The organism is Stenotrophomonas sp. 86156_Sma (assembly GCF_056481625.1).
Map to the genome: position 1 here is coordinate 433,677 of NZ_CM151157.1, position 18,024 is coordinate 451,700.

Here is an 18,024-nt window from a genome sequence, read left to right on the forward strand (position 1 = left end):
ATCCACGCATGGCGTGGATCTACCGGGGCTAACGGATTGGGTCCGAGGCAGATCCCTTACACTGGCCGCCTCTTCATCCCTGCCCACCCGATGAACCTTCCCCTGCACTTCGGCCTGCTCGGCACCCTGGAAGCCGGCGCCATCGCCCTGCTGGTCGGCCTGCTGGTGTACTTCCTGTGGTCGCAGTTGTGCCGGTTGCTGCACTGGACGGTCGGCCACGCCATCGGCTGGTCGTGTGTCATCGCCGTGATCATCTCCGCCGGCATCGATGCCTGGAAGCTGTTCTACATGGGCATCGTGCGTCTGGAGTCGCCCCTGTATGCGCGCCTTTTCCTCGCCACCATCCACGATCCGAACGAACTCGGCAGCCGCGTGGTGCTGGAAATCGCCGGCGCGCTCGCTGGTGTTGCCCTCGGCTGGGTGGTGTTCAGTTCGCGGTCATCGGCTCAGAACGTCGACTGACGCAGGTTTTTCGTTCGCTGCCGGTTAAATCCGGCAGCGCTGAATGCGCATCTTATGAGCTGCTCACTTGCTGCTAACCACCGCGCTAAAGCATGCGTGGAGGTGAGTGGTTAATCGTGCGTGTTGACGCCGGTCGCGGGGCAAAATCGATTCAGAAAAGCGGTGGCAGGGTAGGTGCCGTGCGGAGACAACACGCCGCGCAACACCACCCAATTGGTAGGAGACACCCCTGATGACTATTCGCAACCGCAAGCCCCTGATCGCCCTGATCGTCGCCGCCGGCAGCGTGCTGGCCATTCCGGCGATGGCCCAGTCGGCCAAGCAGCAGGCCGCGCAGGCACAGAACGAGGCCGCGCAGGCGCAGCAGTCGGCGGCACAGGCAGGGCAGGCGGCTGACCAGGCGACCAACGCGGCCGCAGCGGCTTCGGCACAGGCCAATGGCGGTGGCCAGACCTGGGCCAGCATCGATACCGATGGCAACGGCACCATCAGCAAGACCGAGGCGCAGGTGAACGCAGGCCTGGCCCAGGTGTTCGACCAGGCCGATACCAACAAGGACGGCGAGCTGAGCGCCGATGAGTACAAGGCCTACGTGGCCGCCCAGCAGGCCGGTGCAGGTGCCGGCGCGGCGCAGGGCCGCTGATCCACGCCTGATTCGGGAAGACCGGTGCATGGGGACCCGGGCGGCTGCGGCCGCCCGGGTTTTTATCGTCACCAGCACCCCTGTATCCTTGTGCGATGAACACCCCCACGCCTGCGCCGTCGCGCGCCATCGGCCTGGTCGGTTTTGACGGTGACGATACGCTGTGGAAGAGCGAGGACTACTACCGCAAGGCCGAGCAGGATTATCTTGACCTGCTGTCGCGCTACGTCGACGTGCATGACACGCAGACCGCGCGCCACCTGCTGGAAGTGCAGCAGCGCCACCTGGGCACCTTCGGTTACGGCGTGAAGAGCATGACGCTGTCGATGATCGAAGCGGCCATCGACATCACCGGCCAGCGCATCGAGGCCAAGGACATCCAGCGCATCCTGGACATCGGCCACGACACCCTGCGCCACCCGGTCGAACTGATCGACGGCGTGCGTGAAGCAGTGGCGGCCATCGCCGAGCACTACCCGGTGGTGCTGATCACCAAGGGCGACCTGTTCCACCAGGAAGCCAAGATCAAGGTCGCCAACCTGGCCGAGTTGTTCCCGCGCATCGAGATCGTCTCCGAGAAGGACCCGGAAACCTACGCCCGCGTGCTGGCCGAGTTTGACCTGCCGATGCAGCGCTTCGTGATGGTCGGCAACTCGCTGCGTTCGGACATCGAGCCGGTGGTGACCTTGGGTGGCTGGGGCGTGCATACCCCGTACGCGGTGACCTGGGCCCACGAGACCCAGCACGGCGTGGCCGACGATGAACCGCGCATGGTCACCGCCGATACCGCCCACGACTGGCCGGCCGCACTGGCGGCGATCGAGGCCAAGGCGGCTGCGGCGGCCTGACAGGACCCGGCGGCTGCGGCAGAATCGGGGCATGAACGTCCGACTGCGCGCACTGTTGTTGTCCTTGCTGCTGGTGCCGGCCACCGTGCTGGCCCAGCAGACCGCCGAGCGTTCGGCGGCCTACACGGTGGAAACCGGTGACCGCTGGGTCGATGCCCAGCTGCAGGACATCAACCACTACGCCGAACGCTACCCCGACGCCTTCCTCGACGAAGTGTCGCGCTATGCCGAGGTGCCGCGCGGTTACATCAGCGCGCTGTTCACCACCCATGGCTGGCAGGCCGGGGATATCTACTTCGCCTGCTTCTGGGCCAAGGCCAGCGGCCAGACCTGCCGCGACAGCGTGCGCGCCTTCAGCCAGGACCCGGAGGGCGGCTGGGAGGCGGTGGTGAAGCGCATGCCGACCAAGCCGGACAACCTGCACTACCGCGCGCTGCGCCACGCCATCGTGGCCAGCTACCAGCACTGGGACCGGCCGATCACCCTGGATGCCACCCTGAGGCGCCAGCTCAAGCGGTAGTGCCGCCCGCTGGCCGGCAACTGCACCCTTCCAGGCATCCCGAGGTTGCCGGCCAGCGGCCGGCACTACCGATTTCCTTCATGTTGCTCTGCATATCGCCGCGGCCCTGCGCTCCGGCGACAATACGGGTTCGAGCTGTTCCCCGTTCCCGTAATCGAGTGACTGATGAGCGCCTCTTTCGTTTCGCCTGATGTGATCCGCCGCCTGTTCGCGCAGGCCATGTCCCGCATGTACCGCACCGAAGTGCCGCTGTACGGCACGCTGGTGGAACTGGTGGAGCGGATCAACGCGCAGGTGCTTGACCAGGACCCTGCGCTGGCCGCGCAGCTGCAGCGCAACGACGAGCGCGCGCGCCTGGATGAAGAGCGCCACGGCGCGATCCGGGTCGGCACCGTGCAGGAACTGGCCACGCTGCGCCGCCTGTTCGCGGTGATGGGCATGTACCCGGTTGGTTACTACGACCTGTCTGTGGCCGGCGTGCCGGTGCATTCCACCGCGTTCCGCCCGCTCACCGGCGCCGCGCTGGCGCAGAATCCGTTCCGCGTGTTCACCTCGCTACTGCGCCTGGAGCTGATCGAAGACGAAGCGCTGCGTGCCGAATCGGCGAAGATCCTTGCTCGCCGCCGCATCTTCACCGACGGCGCACTGGCGCTGATCGATCAGGCCGAGCGTGACGGTGGCCTGTCGCAGGCCGACGCCGGGCGCTTCGTCGATGAAGCACTGGAAACCTTCCGCTGGCACGGCGATGCCACCGTCGATCTGCCGACCTACCACGCGCTGCACAACGCGCATCGCCTGGTGCCCGACGTGGTCAGTTTCCGTGGCCCGCACATCAACCACCTGACGCCGCGCACGCTGGATATCGACGCTGCGCAGGCCGCGATGATCGAGCATGGCATGGCCGCCAAGGCGGTGATCGAAGGCCCGCCGCGCCGTGCCTGCCCGATCCTGCTGCGGCAGACCAGCTTCAAGGCATTGGAAGAAGCCGTGCATTTCCCGGACAGCGAGGGTGGCGATGCCGGCACCCACACCGCGCGCTTCGGCGAGATCGAACAGCGTGGCCTTGCCCTGACCCCGAAGGGCCGCGCGCTCTACGACCAGCTGCTGTCGCAGGCACGCGATGCCGGTGGCGAAGGCAGTACCGGCGGCGACTACGGCCAGCGCCTGCAGGCGGTGTTCGCCAGCTTCCCGGATGACCATGACACGCTGCGCCAGGAAGGCTTGGGCTATTACCGCTACCAGCTGACCGATGCCGGCCGCGCCGCGCCGGAGCGCGTGGCTGATCTGCCGGCTGAAGTGCTGGTGGCCGCCGGCCTGGCCACGGCCGACCCGATCGTCTACGAGGATTTCCTGCCGGTCAGTGCCGCCGGCATCTTCCAGTCGAACCTGGGCGGTGAAGAACAGCGTGCGTATGCCGCACACGCCAACCGCGAGGCCTTCGAGCAGGCGCTGGGCGTGGCGGTGAATGACGAGTTCGAAATCTACGAGCGGCTGCAGGCCGAATCGCTGGCGGCGCTGCGCACCGCGTGAAGGTAGAGCCGGCCGCTGGCCGGCTGTTCTGGGGAGCCGGCCAGCGGCCGGCTCTACCAGAGTCTCCGGATCTCAGCCCTTCATCGTGCCGGTATCCAGCCAACGCTGGTGCCACGACAACGCTTCCGGCAGCAGGTGCGGGGTGTGCTTGCCGTAGCTCTCGCGGCTGGCACGGTCGAAGTAATCCTGCAGCTGCGGGCGGAAATCCGGGTGCGCGCAGTTGTCGATCAGCACCTGCGCACGCTTGCGCGGGGTCAGGCCACGCAGGTCGGCCAGGCCCTGCTCGGTCACGATCACTGACACGTCGTGCTCGGTGTGGTCGACATGGCTGGCCATCGGCACGATCGCCGAGATGGTGCCGTTCTTCGCGGTGGACGGGCTCAGGAACGCCGACAGGAAACCGTTGCGGGCGAAATCACCGGAACCGCCGATGCCGTTCATGATCCGCGTACCCATCACGTGCGTCGAATTGACGTTGCCGTAGATGTCCACCTCGATCATGCCGTTCATGCCGATGCAGCCGAGGCGGCGCACCAGTTCCGGATGGTTGGAGATTTCCTGCGTGCGCATGATGATGCGCTCGCGGTAGAAATCGATGTTCTCCTTGAACGTCTCGTTGGCCTGCGGGCTCAGCGCGAAGCCGGTGCACGAGGCATAGCTCAGCACGCCGTCACGCAGCAGGTCGAGCATGCCGTCCTGGATCACTTCGGTGAACGCGGCCAGGTCGCGGAAGCCGCTCTTGGCCAGGCCGGCCAGCACCGCGTTCGGAATATTGCCCACGCCCGACTGCAGCGGCAGCAGGTTCGGCGGCAGGCGGCCCTTCTTCACTTCATGCTTGAGGAACTCGATCAGGTGCGAAGCGATCTGCTCGCTGGTCGCATCGATCGGGCTGAACGGGCTGTTGCGGTCCGGGCCGTTGGTGCGCACCACGGCCACGATCTTGTCCGGGTCGCAGCGCAGCGCGGTGTCGCCGATGCGGTCGTTGGCGTTCACCAGCGGAATCGGCTTGCGGTGCGGCGGCAGCGCGGTGCCGTAGTAGATGTCATGCATGCCGTCGACGCCGGCCGGCTGCCACTCGTTGACCTCGACGATCACCTTCTTGGCCAGGTCCAGCCAGGTCTTGTTGTTGCCGACCGAGGTGGAGGGCACCAGCGAACCGTCTTCGCGGATGGCCGAGACTTCGATCACGGCGGTATCGATCTCGCCATAGAAACCGAACCACACGTGCTGGGCCACGTGGCTGAGGTGGATGTCGATGTAATCCAGCTTGCCCTCGTTGATGCGGTTGCGCGCATCCGGGTCGCTCTGGAACGGCATGCGCATGGCGATGCCATCGGCCTTGGCCAGCGCGCCATCGAGTTCCGGCGCAGTGGAGGCGCCGGTCATCAGGCTGATCTGGAAGGGCAGGCCCTGGGCATGCACCGCTTCGATGCGGCGGGCCAGTTCGACGGGAACGGCCTTGGGGTAACCAGAGCCGGTAAAGCCGCTCATGGCCACGGTTTCACCGGGCTGGATCAGCGCGGCTGCGGCCTCGGCGGAGACCACGCGGTCACGAAGACGCGCGTTGGCGATGCGATCAACAGACATGACGACAGTGTTTCTGGGGGGAAAGCCGATTATCGGCCATCCTCATCCGTACGGGGGGTTCTACCTTCGTGGAATGGCTTTTCCCGCAGGGGTCACCCATACCCACCGGTTTTGTTTTGCAGTGCAGCGTGCAAAGTGCTTTCGCAGCCCGCACGATGGCCCTGCATCCCGACGTGGGGGAGGGAGCAGAGCCCGCTGGCAGTTCGCTGCAAGCGGGCTTTTTTATTGCCTGTCGCCCAGTATGAATGCGCGGCCTCCATTATCGGTAGTGCCGGCCGCTGGCCGGCAACCCCAGTAACCTTCGGCAGGATCATCGGATCTGCCGGCCAGCGGCCGGCACTACCGGGTCCGTTGCGTCCCGGCCGGGTCGATACAATCAGCCCATGACCCTCGCCCCCGCTGACCTGCCCGCCACCCTGCAGCCTCTTGTCGACCGCGCCTTGGCGCGCCTGGCCCAGGTCCTGCCCGAGCCCATTCCGGCCAACCTGCTGCCGTTGCTAACTCGGCTGGCGGTGAGCAGCGACTTCGCGCTGGACACCCTGGTGCGTCAACCGGCCTTGCTGGCACAGCTGGCCGCGCCCGGCTGCCCGCCGATCCCAGCGCCGGTGCTCGATCCGCTGCAGCCCAGCGACTGGCCGGCGCAGATCCGGCGCTGGCGTACCGCGATGTCCACACGGCTGATCTGGCGTGACCTGACCGGTCTGGACGACGTGGCGCAGACTCTGGCCGGTGCCACCGCTTTGGCCGAAGACTGCCTGCGGCTGGCGCTGGACGCCCTGCAGCAGGAATTCGCCCAGCGTCACGGCGTCATCGCCGATGAACACGGCATCCCGCAGCAGCTGGTGGTGTTCGGCCTTGGCAAGCTGGGCGGTGGCGAGCTCAACTTCAGTTCCGATGTGGACCTGGTCTACGCCTATCCGCAGGGAGGTGAATCCGATGGACCGCGTCCGTTGGCGGCGGAAGAATATTTCGCCCGTCTCGGCCAGCGCCTGGCCAAGCTGCTGGATGAAACCACCGTTGATGGTTTCAGCCACCGCGTCGACCTGCGCCTGCGCCCGTTCGGCAGCGCCGGTCGGGTCGCGCTGTCGTTCGCGGCGATGGACCAGTACTTCCAGCGCGAGGGCCGCGATTGGGAGCGCTATGCCTGGCTGAAGGCGCGCGCGGTGGCCGGCGATATCGAGGCCGGTGAGGCGTGGCTGCAGACCCTGCGCCCGTTCGTGTACCGCCGCTACCTGGATTTCACCGCGCTAGACGGCCTGCGCGAAATGAAGGCGGCCATCACCGCTGAAGTCGCACGCCGCGAACTGCACGACGACATCAAGCGCGGTGCCGGTGGCATCCGCGAGATCGAATTCCTGTGCCAGGCGCTGCAGCTGATCCGCGGTGGTCGCGAACCGGCATTGCGCGAGCGTCGGCTGCTGGTGGCGCTGGACGCACTGGTGGCCGCCGGGCAGATCGCGCCCGAGGATGGCAGCGCGCTGCGCGAGGCGTACCTGTTCCTGCGGCGCCTGGAGAACCGCCTGCAGATGCTGCGTGACGCGCAGACCCATGTGTTGCCCAGTGATGCGCTCGACCGCGAACGCATCGCCGTCGGGCTCGGCTATCCAGACTGGGAGGTGCTGCGCGCGGCGCTGGCCGAACAGCAGCAGCGGGTCAGTACCGAATTCGCCGCGTTGCTGGCACCGCGCAAGGGCCAGGCCGCGCCCGATGCGCTGGCCAACTACTGGCGCAGCCTGCCCGAAGGCAGCAACGCACCGCTGCTGGCCGAAGCCGGTTTCCTCGATGCCAACGGCGCTGACCAGTCGCTGCGCGACTTCGCCCAGGGCACCGGCGTGAAGTCGTTGTCCGATGCCGCGCGTGCGCGGCTGGATCGCGTACTGCCCGCGCTGCTGCATGCGGCCACGCGTTCGCCGCAGCCGGATGCAGCGCTCAAGCGCGTGCTCGGCCTGTTGCAGGCGGTGCTGCGCCGGACCAGCTATCTCGCCTTGCTGGACGAACAGCCCAGCGCACTGGCGCGGTTGGTGGACGTGCTGGCGCGCAGCGCGCTGCTGGCCGAACGGTTGGCGGCGTATCCGCTGCTGCTGGACGAACTGCTGGACGTGCGCGTGTCCGGGCCGATGCCCGATGCCGCCGGCATGCTGGCGGAGTGCCAACAGGTACTGGCAGTGGAGGATCCCGAATCCGCACTGCGCTGGCTCAATGAAACCCGGCTGGCACTCAGCTTCCGCATGGCGATGGCCACGCTGGATGGCCGCCAGGGTGCGGTGGACAGCACGCGGCAACTGGCCGAGCTGGCGCAGGCCGTGGTGGTCACCGTGTTGGCGATGGCCGAAGCGGACATGCATGCCGCACACGGCGAGATTCCCGGCGGGCGCTTCGCGATCATCGGCTACGGCAGCCTTGGTGGGCTTGAACTGGGCTTCGGTTCCGACCTGGACCTGGTGTTCCTGCACGACAACCCGGCCGGCGTGGATGCCAGCAATGGCGCGCGTCCGCTGGAGCCGGGGCGCTGGTATGCGCGCCTGGCGCAGAAGGTGATGGCGCTGCTTGGTGCGGTCACCGCTGCCGGCCGCCTGTACGACATCGATGTGCGCCTGCGCCCGGATGGTGGCAAGGGTTCGCTGGTGTCTTCGTTGGCCAGTTACACCGAATACCAGCGCGAACGCGCGTGGACCTGGGAACACCAGGCGCTGGTGCGCGCGCGTGGTGTGGCCGGCGATGCCAGCCTGCTGGCCGACTTCGAGCAGGTGCGTGCGCAGACGCTTGGGCGTGAGCGCGACACGGGTGTGCTGTACGCGGACGTGCTGAAGATGCGCGGCCGCATGCGCACCGAACTTGACCGCAGCGATGCCGCGCGACTGGACCTGAAGCAGGGCGCCGGTGGCGTGGTGGATCTGGAGTTCCTGCTGCAGACCGGTGTGCTCGCGCGCAGTGCGCAGCACGTGGCGTTGCTGCAGCCGCGCGATACGCCATCGTTGATCGATGCGTTGGCCGTTGCTGGTTTCCTGCCGGAAGACACGGCGCAGGCATTGCATGGAGCACATGCCACGCTGCTGGACGTGGGCCTGGCCTGCACCCTGGACCGGCGCCCGCGACTGGCACCGACCACGCCCGCGATTGAGGAGGCATGTGCCGCGATTACGGCAGCGTGCATCGCCGCGGAGCTGCCGTTCGCCTGAGTGGGGGCACCCGCCAGCGCAATGGCCTGCTTTGGGTGGGTGCCGACCGTTGGTCGGCACAATCTGTCGGCAGCGATGAGTTCTGCTGGGCGTGCCGACCAACGGTCGGCACCCACCGGATCATTGGCCGGCGATGACCCGCTGTTGGCAGCTACCAGATCAATGGCTCGGCGATGGTCGCCGTTGGTAGGTGCCGACCGTTGGTCGGCACCATCTGTCGGCAGCGATGGGTTCTGCAGGGCGTGCCGACCAACGGTCGGCACCCACCGGATCAATGGCCGGCGATGACCTGCTGTTGGCAGCTACCAGATCAATGGCTCGGCGATGGTCGCCGTTGGTAGGTGCCGACCGTTGGTCGGCACAATCTGTCGGCAGCGATGAGTTCTGCTGGGCGTGCCGACCAACGGTCGGCACCCACCGGGTTCAAGGTGTGTGCCAACCAAGGTTGGCACCTACCAGAGCAACGACGGTCAGCTGGTGGTGCGCAGCGGCGCCATCTTCCACAACAGCGCGCGGAACGGGGCCAGCAGGCAGACGCCAATCGCCAGCTTCACCGCCAGGTCGCCGGCAGCCCAGCTCACCCACGGCAGGGTCGAACCGGCAAACGCGATCGACCAGAAAATGGTGGTATCCACCGTCGCGCTGCAGGTGGTGGCCACCATCGGTGCGCGCCACCAGCTGCCACGGCGCAGGCGGTCGAACACGGTGATGTCCAGCAGCTGCGCCACGATGAAGGCCGAGCACGAGGCAATGGCGATGCGCGGGGTGGCCACCCAGATCGACAGCAGCACCGCCACCGCGAAACCGATCCACGCCACGCGGCGGGCAGGGCCCGGGCCGAAGCGGCGGTTGATCAGGTTGCTGACCAGGAACGCGACCGGGTAACTGAAAGCACCCCAGGTCAGCCAGTCGTTGATCGGGTACTGCACCAGTACGTTGGACAGCAGCACCACCGCGCCCATGGCCAGCACCGCCAGCACCAGGGCGCGGGCGGTCAACGGGGCAAACACAGGGGCAGGACGCACGGACATGGCGAGCCAGGGGGACAAAGGGGATCGCCCATTATCCGCCCGGCCCGCGGCAATGCCAAAACCGGCCGTTCAGCTTTACAGCGTTTCGCTCATCACATCGCCGGCGGCATAGGCGGTCGGCACATAGGCCAGCGCCTGGCCCTGCGCGCTCTTCACGGTCCAGCCGGCACCCGCGTCGGTCGGGTCGAAGCGCACCTGCTGGCCGACGACGAAACCGGCAATCGGGTCATCGCCTGCAGCCGCCGGCCATTGCAGCGTTGCGGTCTGGTCGGCCTTGCCGGGCACCTGCAGGTGCACCTGGCGATCACCGGCTGGCGTGGTGGCGACCTGCTTCACTTCCATCGGTGGCAGCGGCACCGCCGGCGTGCGTGCGGCGACCTTGCCGTTGCGCTCGCTGGCCTTGAACGGGGCCTTGGACAGTTCGGCCAGTCCCATCGACGTGGCCAACGGAATCGACAGCACGATCAGCGACGTGACCAGCACGCTGGTCTGGCCGCTGTTCAACTGCGGCGCGGCGCCGGCATGGACGGTGGGCACCACCAGCGCCGAAAGCAGCAGGGCAGTGGCGGGAACGCGCAGGCAACGGAACATGGAGACCTCCTGGTCAGCGTGGGAACGGCGGCTCAGCGCCGGGTATCGAAAATGTCGCGCGGGCCGGTGGCCTCGGGCAGGTATTCCAGCGGGCGGCCCTGGTTGTCCTTCAACTGCCATCCCTGGTCGGCGCCGGTCGGTTCGAAGTTCACGGTCTGGCCCACGGTGAACTGCACGGCGGGATCGCCGATGCCGCGCGGGTACTGCATCGATGCGGTGTTCTGCGGGTCGTTGGCATCGCGCAGCAGCACTTCGCGGCGGCCATCCACGGTGGTGGCGATCGCACTCACCTGCATCTGCGGCAGCTTGATCTGCTGCGGGCGGGCCAGCGGCTGGCCAGCATCGGCGGCATCCTGGGCTTCCTTCGCCGCCGCCGCGCGGGCCGACGTCACCATCTGTGTGGACATCTCCAGGCTCGGTCCCTGCGGACCCGGGTCATGGATGATCACGATGCGGCGCTCTGCATGAGCGGCCGTGGACCAGGCCAGGCTTGCGACGATCAGCATCGGCATCAGGACGGCGGGCAGGGTACGCATGTCGTTCTCCTTGCTGGATTCAGGGCGTGGCGGCGGCAGCACCAGCAACCGGCACGTGAGGGATCACCAGTTCCTGCTGCAGCTGGCTGCGCTGGTGCAGGAAATCGAACACCGATTCCACCGTCACCACCGAATAGTTGCCGGAGATGCGTTCGCCGGCCGGATGGTCAGTGGTGGTGGCGTTGGCCACGAACAGGCGCGCACCCACGCGCTTGCCGAGGCCGATATGCAGCACGCTGGGCTGGTACTTCTGCTGGCGCAGCCACTGCTGCGCCTGTTCGCGCTTGACGATGGCCGGCGCGCCTTCGGTCTGCGCCATCGCCGCGGCCAGCACTTCCAGCACCCACTGGTTGGAGTTCTGGTAGTCGGTGGCGAACGGGTAGGCAACCACGTTGTATTTGGTTTCGTGCAGTGCCTTCGGCTGGATCGACGGCGACACCAGCATCGCTTTCAACGCGGCACGCAGTTGCGCCGAGGGCACGCCGATGCGCAGGTCGGTATGGCCGCCGCTCTCACCGACGAAGTTGCCCAGCCCTTCGTGGTACAGCTGCGAGCTGTCGGTCTTGCAGCGGTTGAGCAGGTGCATCGCGCGCCAGCGGCCATTGTCCTCACGCACCAGGAAGGCCAGGTGGCTGTGGCGCAGGCCGTAGCGGCTCAGATCCTGGCCACCGCGCGCGGCCACCACCACGTCCACATCGGGCAGCGCGTCCAGGCGCTCAGCGGTGGTCCAGGCCACGTCCAGCATCGCCGCCTGCGCGGCCACGCTCGGGTAGCGCTCGCGGCATTCGGTGCTGTTGGCCCAGGCCGGTGCGGTCGCCAGCAGGCTGGCGATCAGCAGCGCGGCGCGCGGCAGGCGGGAGAAACGATCCATGTCGATACCTTCAACGGCGGGCAGGCCCGCGCGCCGATCATACGCTGCTCAGCGCAGGGGACGATCCACGCCCTTGCGCTTGAGCTCCTTGTCGCAGGCATCGCTGATCGGGGCCACCGGCAGCGGTGGGCGCTGGCCCTTCGGATCGCGCAGCGCCGGTTGTTCGCGGTACGCGTCCAGCTGCTGCTGGCATTGATACGAAATCGGATCCAGCTCGGTGGGCGTGGTGGAGCAGGCCGCGAGCAGGGCCAGGGGCAGCAGGAGCAGGGTACGCATGAAGACGTTCAGAGTGATGGGGGAAGCTGGACTCTAACCGCGCAGCTGGATCGAAATGTTCAGAAATCGCTGGATACCCCGGTAGTGCCGGCCGCTGGCCGGCAATGTCAGGATCTTCGGCAGCGCGTAGAGCATTGCCGGCCAGCGGCCGGCACTACCCCAATGCCAGGCGCTGCTTCACCTCTGCCGCCACCCGCGCGGTCTCGCGCAGTGGCTCGATGCGGTCGTACTGCCAGTCCAGCCAGCGTTCCTGCAATCGCCCGCGCTCGCGCAGCTGCTGCTGGAAGCGTGCCAGCCGGCCCTGCACGGTATCGGCCAGCGCCACCATCACCGGCATGCGCGTGGCGCAGGCTTCAGACAGCAGGTTCACCGAATCGGGCGAGACCACCACGCGGTTGGCCCAGCCGAGCAGGCCGCCATAAGGATTCGTGCCGTCGCCGCCGTCGCCCCAGATCACGTGCGGCAGGTCGGCGAACGTCGCGCGCAGGATCTCGGCCAAGGCCGGTGGCGTGCGCCGCGAAGTCGTGGCCAGCAGGCTGCCGCCCTCGCTGCGGATCTGCTTGGCCAGCGCCTGGAACACGCCCACCATTGCGGTCTCGTCCCAGGGCGCCAGCGGCGTCGGCCCACCGACCAGCAGCGCGGTGCGCGGGCCGGGCAGGGTACTGAAGCCAGCGAACGCGGCGCGACCCCAGGCCAGCCAGTCATCGTCCACCGGGTTGAGGCTGCCGAGCAGGGTCAGCACGTTGCTGCCACGCAGGGCATCGTGTTCGGGCACCACCACCATGTCCCAGTGGCGGGCATTGATGCGCGGGTCGAGGATCTGCACCACCTGGCTGCCACGTGCGCGCAGCACGCGCAGTGCGCCGGCGGCCTGGCGGCCACAGCCGATCGCCAGCGGCGGTGAGTCTGCGGCCAGCGTCGCGAATGCCTCGCCGTAGCCGTTCACATCACCGGGCAGCCTCCGCGGCGACAGCCAGCGCCAGGGTGCGCGGGGCTGCAGGACCAGCGGCCGATGGGTGCCCTGGCGCAGCGCAGAGGCCAGCGCGACCGCCTGGCGGACATTGCCCGCACGGCCGTCCGTGACCGTCCAGGGCGCACTCGATCGTTTCACCTGTGGCATTAATTCGTTTCAGCCCTGCTGGGTGTTGCAACAGTCGCGACACTCTACACTGCGGCTCGTCGTTTCGCCCCGCGCCGCCCGCGGGCACTGACTTCCCTTAGCCGCCCTGGAGATCCACCGATGTCCCACGCGCTCGACGCTGCTGCCCTCGACCAGCTGTTCCGTACTGCCCGCACCCAGAACGCTTTCCTCGACAAGCCGGTCCCGGCCAGCCTGCTGCAGGAACTGTATGACCTGGTGAAGTGGGGCCCGACCGCCGCCAACACCACGCCGGCCCGCTTCGTCTTCGTCACCTCGAAGGAAGCCAAGGCCAAGCTGGCCCCGGCCCTGTCCGAAGGCAACCACGACAAGACCATGGCCGCCCCGGTCACCGTCATCATCGGCTTCGACCTGGACTTCCACGAGAAGCTGCCGTACCTGTTCCCGCACACCGATGCCAAGGCCTGGTTCGACGGCCCGCAGGAAGGCCGCCACGAAGCCGCCATCCGCAACGGCAGCCTGCAGGGCGCCTACCTGATCCTGGCCGCACGCGCGCTGGGCCTGGATGCCGGCCCGATGTCCGGCTTCGATGCAGCCAAGGTGGATGAAGCCTTCTTCGCCGGCACCTCCATCAAGTCGAATTTCCTGGTCAACCTGGGTTACGGTGACTCGGCGGGCCTGTTCCCGCGTCTGCCGCGCCTGTCGTTCGACGAAGCGGCGCGCATCGCGTAAGTCGCTGTATCGGTTTCGGGCCTGCCGTCCCGTGGCAGGCTCTTGCTGCACCGTGTACCCACCCTACGATCCGGAGAGTTCCTCAGATGAGCGCCACCCGTAAACTGCTGCTGCCGCTGGCCCTGACCCTGGCCATCGCCGCCTGCTCCAAGCCGGTCGACACCGCTGCCCCGGCTGCTGACGCTGCCGCCCCGGCCACCACCGAGCAGGCTGCCACCCCGGCTGCCGATGCCGCTGCCGCTGCGCCGGCCGCCGAAGCGATCAAGATCGCCTCGGGCACCTACAAGCTGGACCCGAGCCACACCGACGTGCTGGCGCAGTGGAGCCACTTCGGCTTCTCCAACCCGAGCGCGCACTTCGGCAACGTTGAAGGCACCCTGGTGTACAACGCCGAAGACGTGACCAAGTCCACCGTGGAAGTGAAGCTGCCGCTGAGCGGCCTGAACAGCTTCACCGCCAAGTTCGACGAGCACCTGAAGAGCGCCGACTTCTTCGACGCCGCCAAGTTCGCCGATGCCACCTTCAAGAGCACCAAGGTGGAAGCGGCCGGCACCAACAAGCTGACCGTCACCGGCGACCTGACCATCAAGGGCATCACCAAGCCGGTCACCCTGGACGTGACCGTCAACGGCGGCGGCGAGCACCCGATGGCCAAGGTTCCGGCCGCCGGCTTCGATGCCACCACCACCCTGAAGCGCAGCGATTTCGGCGTCGGCGCGTATGCCCCGAACGTCAGCGATGAAGTGAAGATCCGCATCACCACCGAAGCCACCGGCGAAAAGCCGGCGGCTTGATGCACCCCACTCACTCGTCGTGAGAAGGCAGAAGGCCCGCTGAAAAGCGGGCCTTCTTTTTGGGTTCTGGTAGAGCCGGCCGCTGGCCGGCTGCATGCTAGGTGCCCGATGCTGATGGGGTTGCCGGCCAGCGGCCGGCACTACCCGGTAGGTGCCAACCTGCATCTGGTAGGTGCGGACCTGCATCTGGTGGGTGCGGACCGTTGGTCCGCACGATCCCTCAGCGCAGCGCGCCCAACCATGCCACGCACGCTTCGCTCGGGCTCTGCTTGGCCCTCACCGCCAGCCCGCTCACGCGCACGAAGGTCTGCGCGGCCTGCGCCACCACCTGACGTGCGATCAGCGCGGCCTGCTTGGTCGCGGCCTGCTGCTTGCGCAGCTGCACGATGTTGATCGAAGGCCGGCCCACCGGCGCGTACTTCTGGTCGCGGCGCAGCACATCGGCCACCTGCGTCACTTCGAATTCGGCCTGCAGGTAGCGGTGTTGTGCTTCCACCAGCTCACGCAGCGGTACGCGCAGGGCAGCGGTGTCGGCGAAGGCGGCCAGTGCCGCGTCGCAGGCGGCGTCATCGGCAAAGCGGGTACGCAGCGCATCCACGCTGGCCAGGGTCAGTTTGGCCATGTGGCCCTCGTTGCTGCAGGAAAGGTGCGCGATTGTCGCATTGCTTGCCGGGTCGTGCCGGCCGCTGGCCGGCAATTGCATGGGAATGTGCGGACCAACGGTCCGCACCCACCAGTCGATGGCGGTCCGCACCCACCGAGGGCGGAGCAGCCGAGCATGGGCTCGGATCTACAATGGCCCGCTGTACCACCCACGGAAGGAAGATCCATGCAGGACGCGCAGTACTGGTTGAACGAATTCTGGACGGGCCTGAGCGTGCTCGATCTGCTGGGCGGCAGCGTGCTCGGTACGCTGCTTGGCCTGGTGCTGGGCATCTTCGCCTGGCGCTGGGTGCACCGCCGCGGTTGGCTGCAGCGGCGCAAGCGCTGGCATCACTGGCTGCTGGCCAGCTACGTGGTGCTGCTGCCGCTGGCCACCGCCTTCTTCGGCCTGCAGCTGGGCTTCACTGCCGGTGCGCACCGCGCGCTGTTCAAGCAGCTGGATCATTTCCAGCCGCACCTGCAGACCCTGGTGGAAGGCTGGAGCGAAGGCTTCACCGATTCGCTGGACGACCCGCGCATGCGCGAGGCATTGCGCAGCCAGGGCACGGTGGGCGATGTGGCCGACACCATCGCCTCGGCCTACCTCAGCGAACATCCGTTGCCCGGTCTTGATCGTCTTGGCAACGGCCCGTCGGCGCGCGGCACCGGTTGGGTGATCGGCAAAGTGCGCGAAGGCCTGCTGCGCGGCATGGTGGAAGACACGCTGGTGGACAAGGCCGGCACGCTCGGCCTGGAGCCCAAGGTGGTGCGCGAGGCGCTGACCATGCATGTGGATGAGCTGCTGCACACCCGTGGCGTGCTGCGACTGGTGAAGGCGCAGATCAACGGCATGATGCCCGGCGTGTACTTCGGGCTGCTGTTGCCGTTGCTGATCATCGCGCTGCTGGTGGCGCTGGAGATCTGGGCCGCGCAGCGGTTCGGGTGGACGCGGCAGGTGGTATCCGGCGCGGTAGTGCCGGCCGCTGGCCGGCAATTGCAGGTTCCTGCCGAGGGTTCATGAGGTTGCCGGCCAGCGGCCGGCACTACCTGTTGCAGGGCGTGCGGACCAACGGTCCGCACCCACCAAGCAGGGTCCGCACCCACCGGCTGCCCGATCAATCGCCGTCGGTTTCGTCCGGGTGGGCCTTCCAGTAGCCGGTGGAACGGATCCAGTCGCGCGGCACGCCCAGGTGGCCTTCGATGAACTTGCGCATCATCCGGGCGCGGCGCGATTCGGTGGCGATCCAGTAGAAGACATCGCCTTCCGGCGCTTCGAAGTCGGTCAGCATGTCTTCCAGCAGCGTGCTGCTGGCCGCCGGAAAGCCATTGCGCTCCAGCCAGTGGATACGCACGTTCTCGTACTGCGGCAGGTCCTGGCGTTCGGCTTCATCGCTCACTTCGATGAAGGCCTGCACCTCGGCATCCTCCGGCAGCACGTCCAGCCAGCGGGCGATGGCCGGCAGCGCGGTTTCATCGCCAATCAGCACATAGGCATCAAAGCTGTCGGCCACCACGAACGAGCCGCGCGGGCCGCCGATCACCAGCGTATCGCCAGCCTGGGCCTGCTCGGCCCACGGCCCGGCAATGCCCTGGTCGTGCAGCACGAAGTCGATGGCCAGCTCGCCGGTTTCGTGGTCCCACCAGCGCGGCGTGTAGTCGCGGGCCGGTGAGGGCTCCTTGCCGGCCGGATAGCTGCGGCCTTCGGCAGTGACCACCGGCAGCACCATCTCGCCGCTGGCATTGGGGAAGAACAGCTTGATGTGGTCGTCGGCGCCGGGCGAATCGAAACCGGCCAGCTCGGCGCCGCCCAGCACGATGCGGCGCATGTGCGGGGTGACCTCTTCGGTGCGCAGCACGGTCAGTTCACGGAAGCGCACATCCAGGCGCAGGCGCGTGTTGTTGTGTTCGGTCATGGGGTTACCTGTAAAGGTGTCGCGCGGGGGCGCGCGGCGTAGGGGCGACCTGGCTGGAGTCAGTCTGGCTGGGTCATTGAAAAGGATTGGCTCTCGCTACCGGCCGTACCGTTGAGCAGCGCGGATGCCCGCGTCAGCAGCGCCGCTACTTCTTCCGCCTCGCCCTCGGCCCAGCGGCCGTGGTGATGCACCAGCGCCCGCTTGAACTCGCGCAGGGCACCGGCCAGCGGCGGCGGCAGCGAGGCCTTGGTGATCTCGCGGGCACGGTCGAAGGCGCGTCGCTGCGCCAGGCGCACCTGGGTGCGCTGCACCTTCAGCTCGAACTCGCCGGCGGTGGTGATGCGGAAGATCCGCTTGCCGTCCACTTCCTCGGCCTCGATCCAGCCGGCCTGCTCGAAGCTGGCCAGCAGCGGATACATGGTGCCGGCGCTGGGCGTGTAGGCCTGCATGAACTGGTTGCTGATCAGCTGCATCAGCTCGTAGCCATGGCGCGGCTGCTCGCCGATCAGGGCCAGCACCAGCAGGCGCAGGTCGCCGCGGCTGAGCACCCGCGGCTGGCCGTTGCGGCGCGGCACTTCCGGATTGGTGGAACGGGCTCTGGGAGAAGCGGTACGGCTCATTTCGATATATCGGTAAACGAGTGTGCAAACGATATATCGATATATCGAAGCCGACAATCATCGATCCGGCCACAAGCAGGTCAGTTTTGGGCCACGGCCGGCCCCGCCCACAGCAAAAGGGGCGCCCCTTGCGAGGCGCCCCGGGCAACA

19 protein-coding genes are annotated in these 18,024 nt (G+C 67.4%); 9 read left to right on the forward strand and 10 right to left on the reverse strand.

Annotated elements, in window-relative coordinates; translation table 11 throughout:
- The first annotated feature begins 90 nt into the window (after positions 1–90).
- The 5 genes from ACZK33_RS01925 to hglS all read left to right on the forward strand — a co-directional run bounded on the left by ACZK33_RS01925 (position 91) and on the right by hglS (position 4,003).
- Positions 91–462: a hypothetical protein gene (locus ACZK33_RS01925; RefSeq protein ID WP_032968343.1), complete on the forward strand. Its 372-nt coding sequence runs from the start codon at positions 91–93 to the stop codon at positions 460–462.
- A gap of 232 nt (positions 463–694) precedes the next feature.
- The gene (locus ACZK33_RS01930) at positions 695–1,105 is read left to right on the forward strand and encodes an EF-hand domain-containing protein (RefSeq protein ID WP_004139214.1); all 411 of its coding nucleotides are present in this window, start codon (positions 695–697) and stop codon (positions 1,103–1,105) included.
- 95 nt (positions 1,106–1,200) lie between these two features.
- Positions 1,201–1,953: an HAD family hydrolase gene (locus tag ACZK33_RS01935; RefSeq protein WP_049412263.1), complete on the forward strand. Its 753-nt coding sequence runs from the start codon at positions 1,201–1,203 to the stop codon at positions 1,951–1,953.
- 31 nt (positions 1,954–1,984) lie between these two features.
- Positions 1,985–2,473, forward strand: coding sequence for a hypothetical protein (locus ACZK33_RS01940; RefSeq protein WP_329811098.1), 489 nt, complete (start codon positions 1,985–1,987; stop codon positions 2,471–2,473).
- A 165-nt stretch (positions 2,474–2,638) separates the two neighbouring features.
- Positions 2,639–4,003, forward strand: a complete 1,365-nt coding sequence (hglS, locus tag ACZK33_RS01945) for a 2-oxoadipate dioxygenase/decarboxylase HglS (protein WP_478454040.1) — start codon at positions 2,639–2,641, stop codon at positions 4,001–4,003.
- Positions 4,004–4,075: 72 nt separating this feature from the next.
- Here the strand turns inward: hglS and ACZK33_RS01950 are convergent, their stop codons facing one another.
- The gene (locus ACZK33_RS01950) at positions 4,076–5,590 is read right to left on the reverse strand and encodes an acetyl-CoA hydrolase/transferase family protein (RefSeq protein ID WP_057501969.1); all 1,515 of its coding nucleotides are present in this window, start codon (positions 5,588–5,590) and stop codon (positions 4,076–4,078) included.
- A 383-nt stretch (positions 5,591–5,973) separates the two neighbouring features.
- Here ACZK33_RS01950 and glnE point away from each other — a divergent pair, with 383 nt between their 5' ends.
- Positions 5,974–8,769: a bifunctional [glutamate--ammonia ligase]-adenylyl-L-tyrosine phosphorylase/[glutamate--ammonia-ligase] adenylyltransferase gene (gene glnE, locus ACZK33_RS01955; RefSeq protein WP_423174665.1), complete on the forward strand. Its 2,796-nt coding sequence runs from the start codon at positions 5,974–5,976 to the stop codon at positions 8,767–8,769.
- Positions 8,770–9,239: 470 nt separating this feature from the next.
- Here glnE and ACZK33_RS01960 read toward each other — a convergent pair whose 3' ends face one another.
- From ACZK33_RS01960 to ACZK33_RS01985, 6 genes are all read right to left on the reverse strand, one after another.
- Complete coding sequence (locus tag ACZK33_RS01960; protein ID WP_004139497.1) at positions 9,240–9,800, reverse strand: queuosine precursor transporter; 561 nt, start codon at positions 9,798–9,800, stop codon at positions 9,240–9,242.
- 75 nt (positions 9,801–9,875) lie between these two features.
- Positions 9,876–10,391 (reverse strand): hypothetical protein, encoded by a 516-nt coding sequence (locus ACZK33_RS01965; RefSeq protein WP_004139500.1) that lies wholly within the window; start codon positions 10,389–10,391, stop codon positions 9,876–9,878.
- Between the two features lie 32 nt (positions 10,392–10,423).
- Positions 10,424–10,927, reverse strand: coding sequence for a hypothetical protein (locus tag ACZK33_RS01970; RefSeq protein ID WP_004139502.1), 504 nt, complete (start codon positions 10,925–10,927; stop codon positions 10,424–10,426).
- Positions 10,928–10,946: 19 nt separating this feature from the next.
- Positions 10,947–11,798 (reverse strand): DUF2145 domain-containing protein, encoded by an 852-nt coding sequence (locus ACZK33_RS01975; protein WP_423174664.1) that lies wholly within the window; start codon positions 11,796–11,798, stop codon positions 10,947–10,949.
- A gap of 48 nt (positions 11,799–11,846) precedes the next feature.
- Entirely contained in the window at positions 11,847–12,074 is a 228-nt protein-coding gene (locus tag ACZK33_RS01980; protein WP_110710861.1) for a hypothetical protein, read from the reverse strand.
- A gap of 154 nt (positions 12,075–12,228) precedes the next feature.
- Positions 12,229–13,194 carry a mitochondrial fission ELM1 family protein gene (locus tag ACZK33_RS01985; RefSeq protein ID WP_423174663.1) on the reverse strand — a complete coding sequence of 322 codons (966 nt, stop codon included), beginning with the start codon at positions 13,192–13,194 and terminating at the stop codon, positions 12,229–12,231.
- A gap of 120 nt (positions 13,195–13,314) precedes the next feature.
- Between ACZK33_RS01985 and ACZK33_RS01990 the strand changes: the two genes are divergently transcribed.
- Together ACZK33_RS01990 and ACZK33_RS01995 are read left to right on the forward strand one after the other, a co-directional pair.
- A complete protein-coding gene (locus tag ACZK33_RS01990; RefSeq protein WP_004139510.1) occupies positions 13,315–13,905 on the forward strand; it encodes a malonic semialdehyde reductase in 591 nt (196 codons plus the stop codon).
- Between the two features lie 86 nt (positions 13,906–13,991).
- Entirely contained in the window at positions 13,992–14,699 is a 708-nt protein-coding gene (locus ACZK33_RS01995) for a YceI family protein (RefSeq protein WP_423174662.1), read from the forward strand.
- 220 nt (positions 14,700–14,919) lie between these two features.
- On the opposite strand, the gene ACZK33_RS02000 is transcribed toward ACZK33_RS01995, so the two are convergent.
- Positions 14,920–15,321 (reverse strand): hypothetical protein, encoded by a 402-nt coding sequence (locus ACZK33_RS02000; protein ID WP_423174661.1) that lies wholly within the window; start codon positions 15,319–15,321, stop codon positions 14,920–14,922.
- Positions 15,322–15,528: 207 nt separating this feature from the next.
- On the opposite strand from ACZK33_RS02000, the gene ACZK33_RS02005 reads away from it, so the two are divergent.
- Complete coding sequence (locus ACZK33_RS02005; RefSeq protein ID WP_478454046.1) at positions 15,529–16,362, forward strand: hypothetical protein; 834 nt, start codon at positions 15,529–15,531, stop codon at positions 16,360–16,362.
- A 94-nt stretch (positions 16,363–16,456) separates the two neighbouring features.
- On the opposite strand, the gene ACZK33_RS02010 is transcribed toward ACZK33_RS02005, so the two are convergent.
- Positions 16,457–17,254, reverse strand: coding sequence for a siderophore-interacting protein (locus ACZK33_RS02010; RefSeq protein ID WP_423174659.1), 798 nt, complete (start codon positions 17,252–17,254; stop codon positions 16,457–16,459).
- A 59-nt stretch (positions 17,255–17,313) separates the two neighbouring features.
- Positions 17,314–17,874 carry a PadR family transcriptional regulator gene (locus ACZK33_RS02015; protein ID WP_100467709.1) on the reverse strand — a complete coding sequence of 187 codons (561 nt, stop codon included), beginning with the start codon at positions 17,872–17,874 and terminating at the stop codon, positions 17,314–17,316.
- Positions 17,875–18,024: the final 150 nt, after the last annotated feature.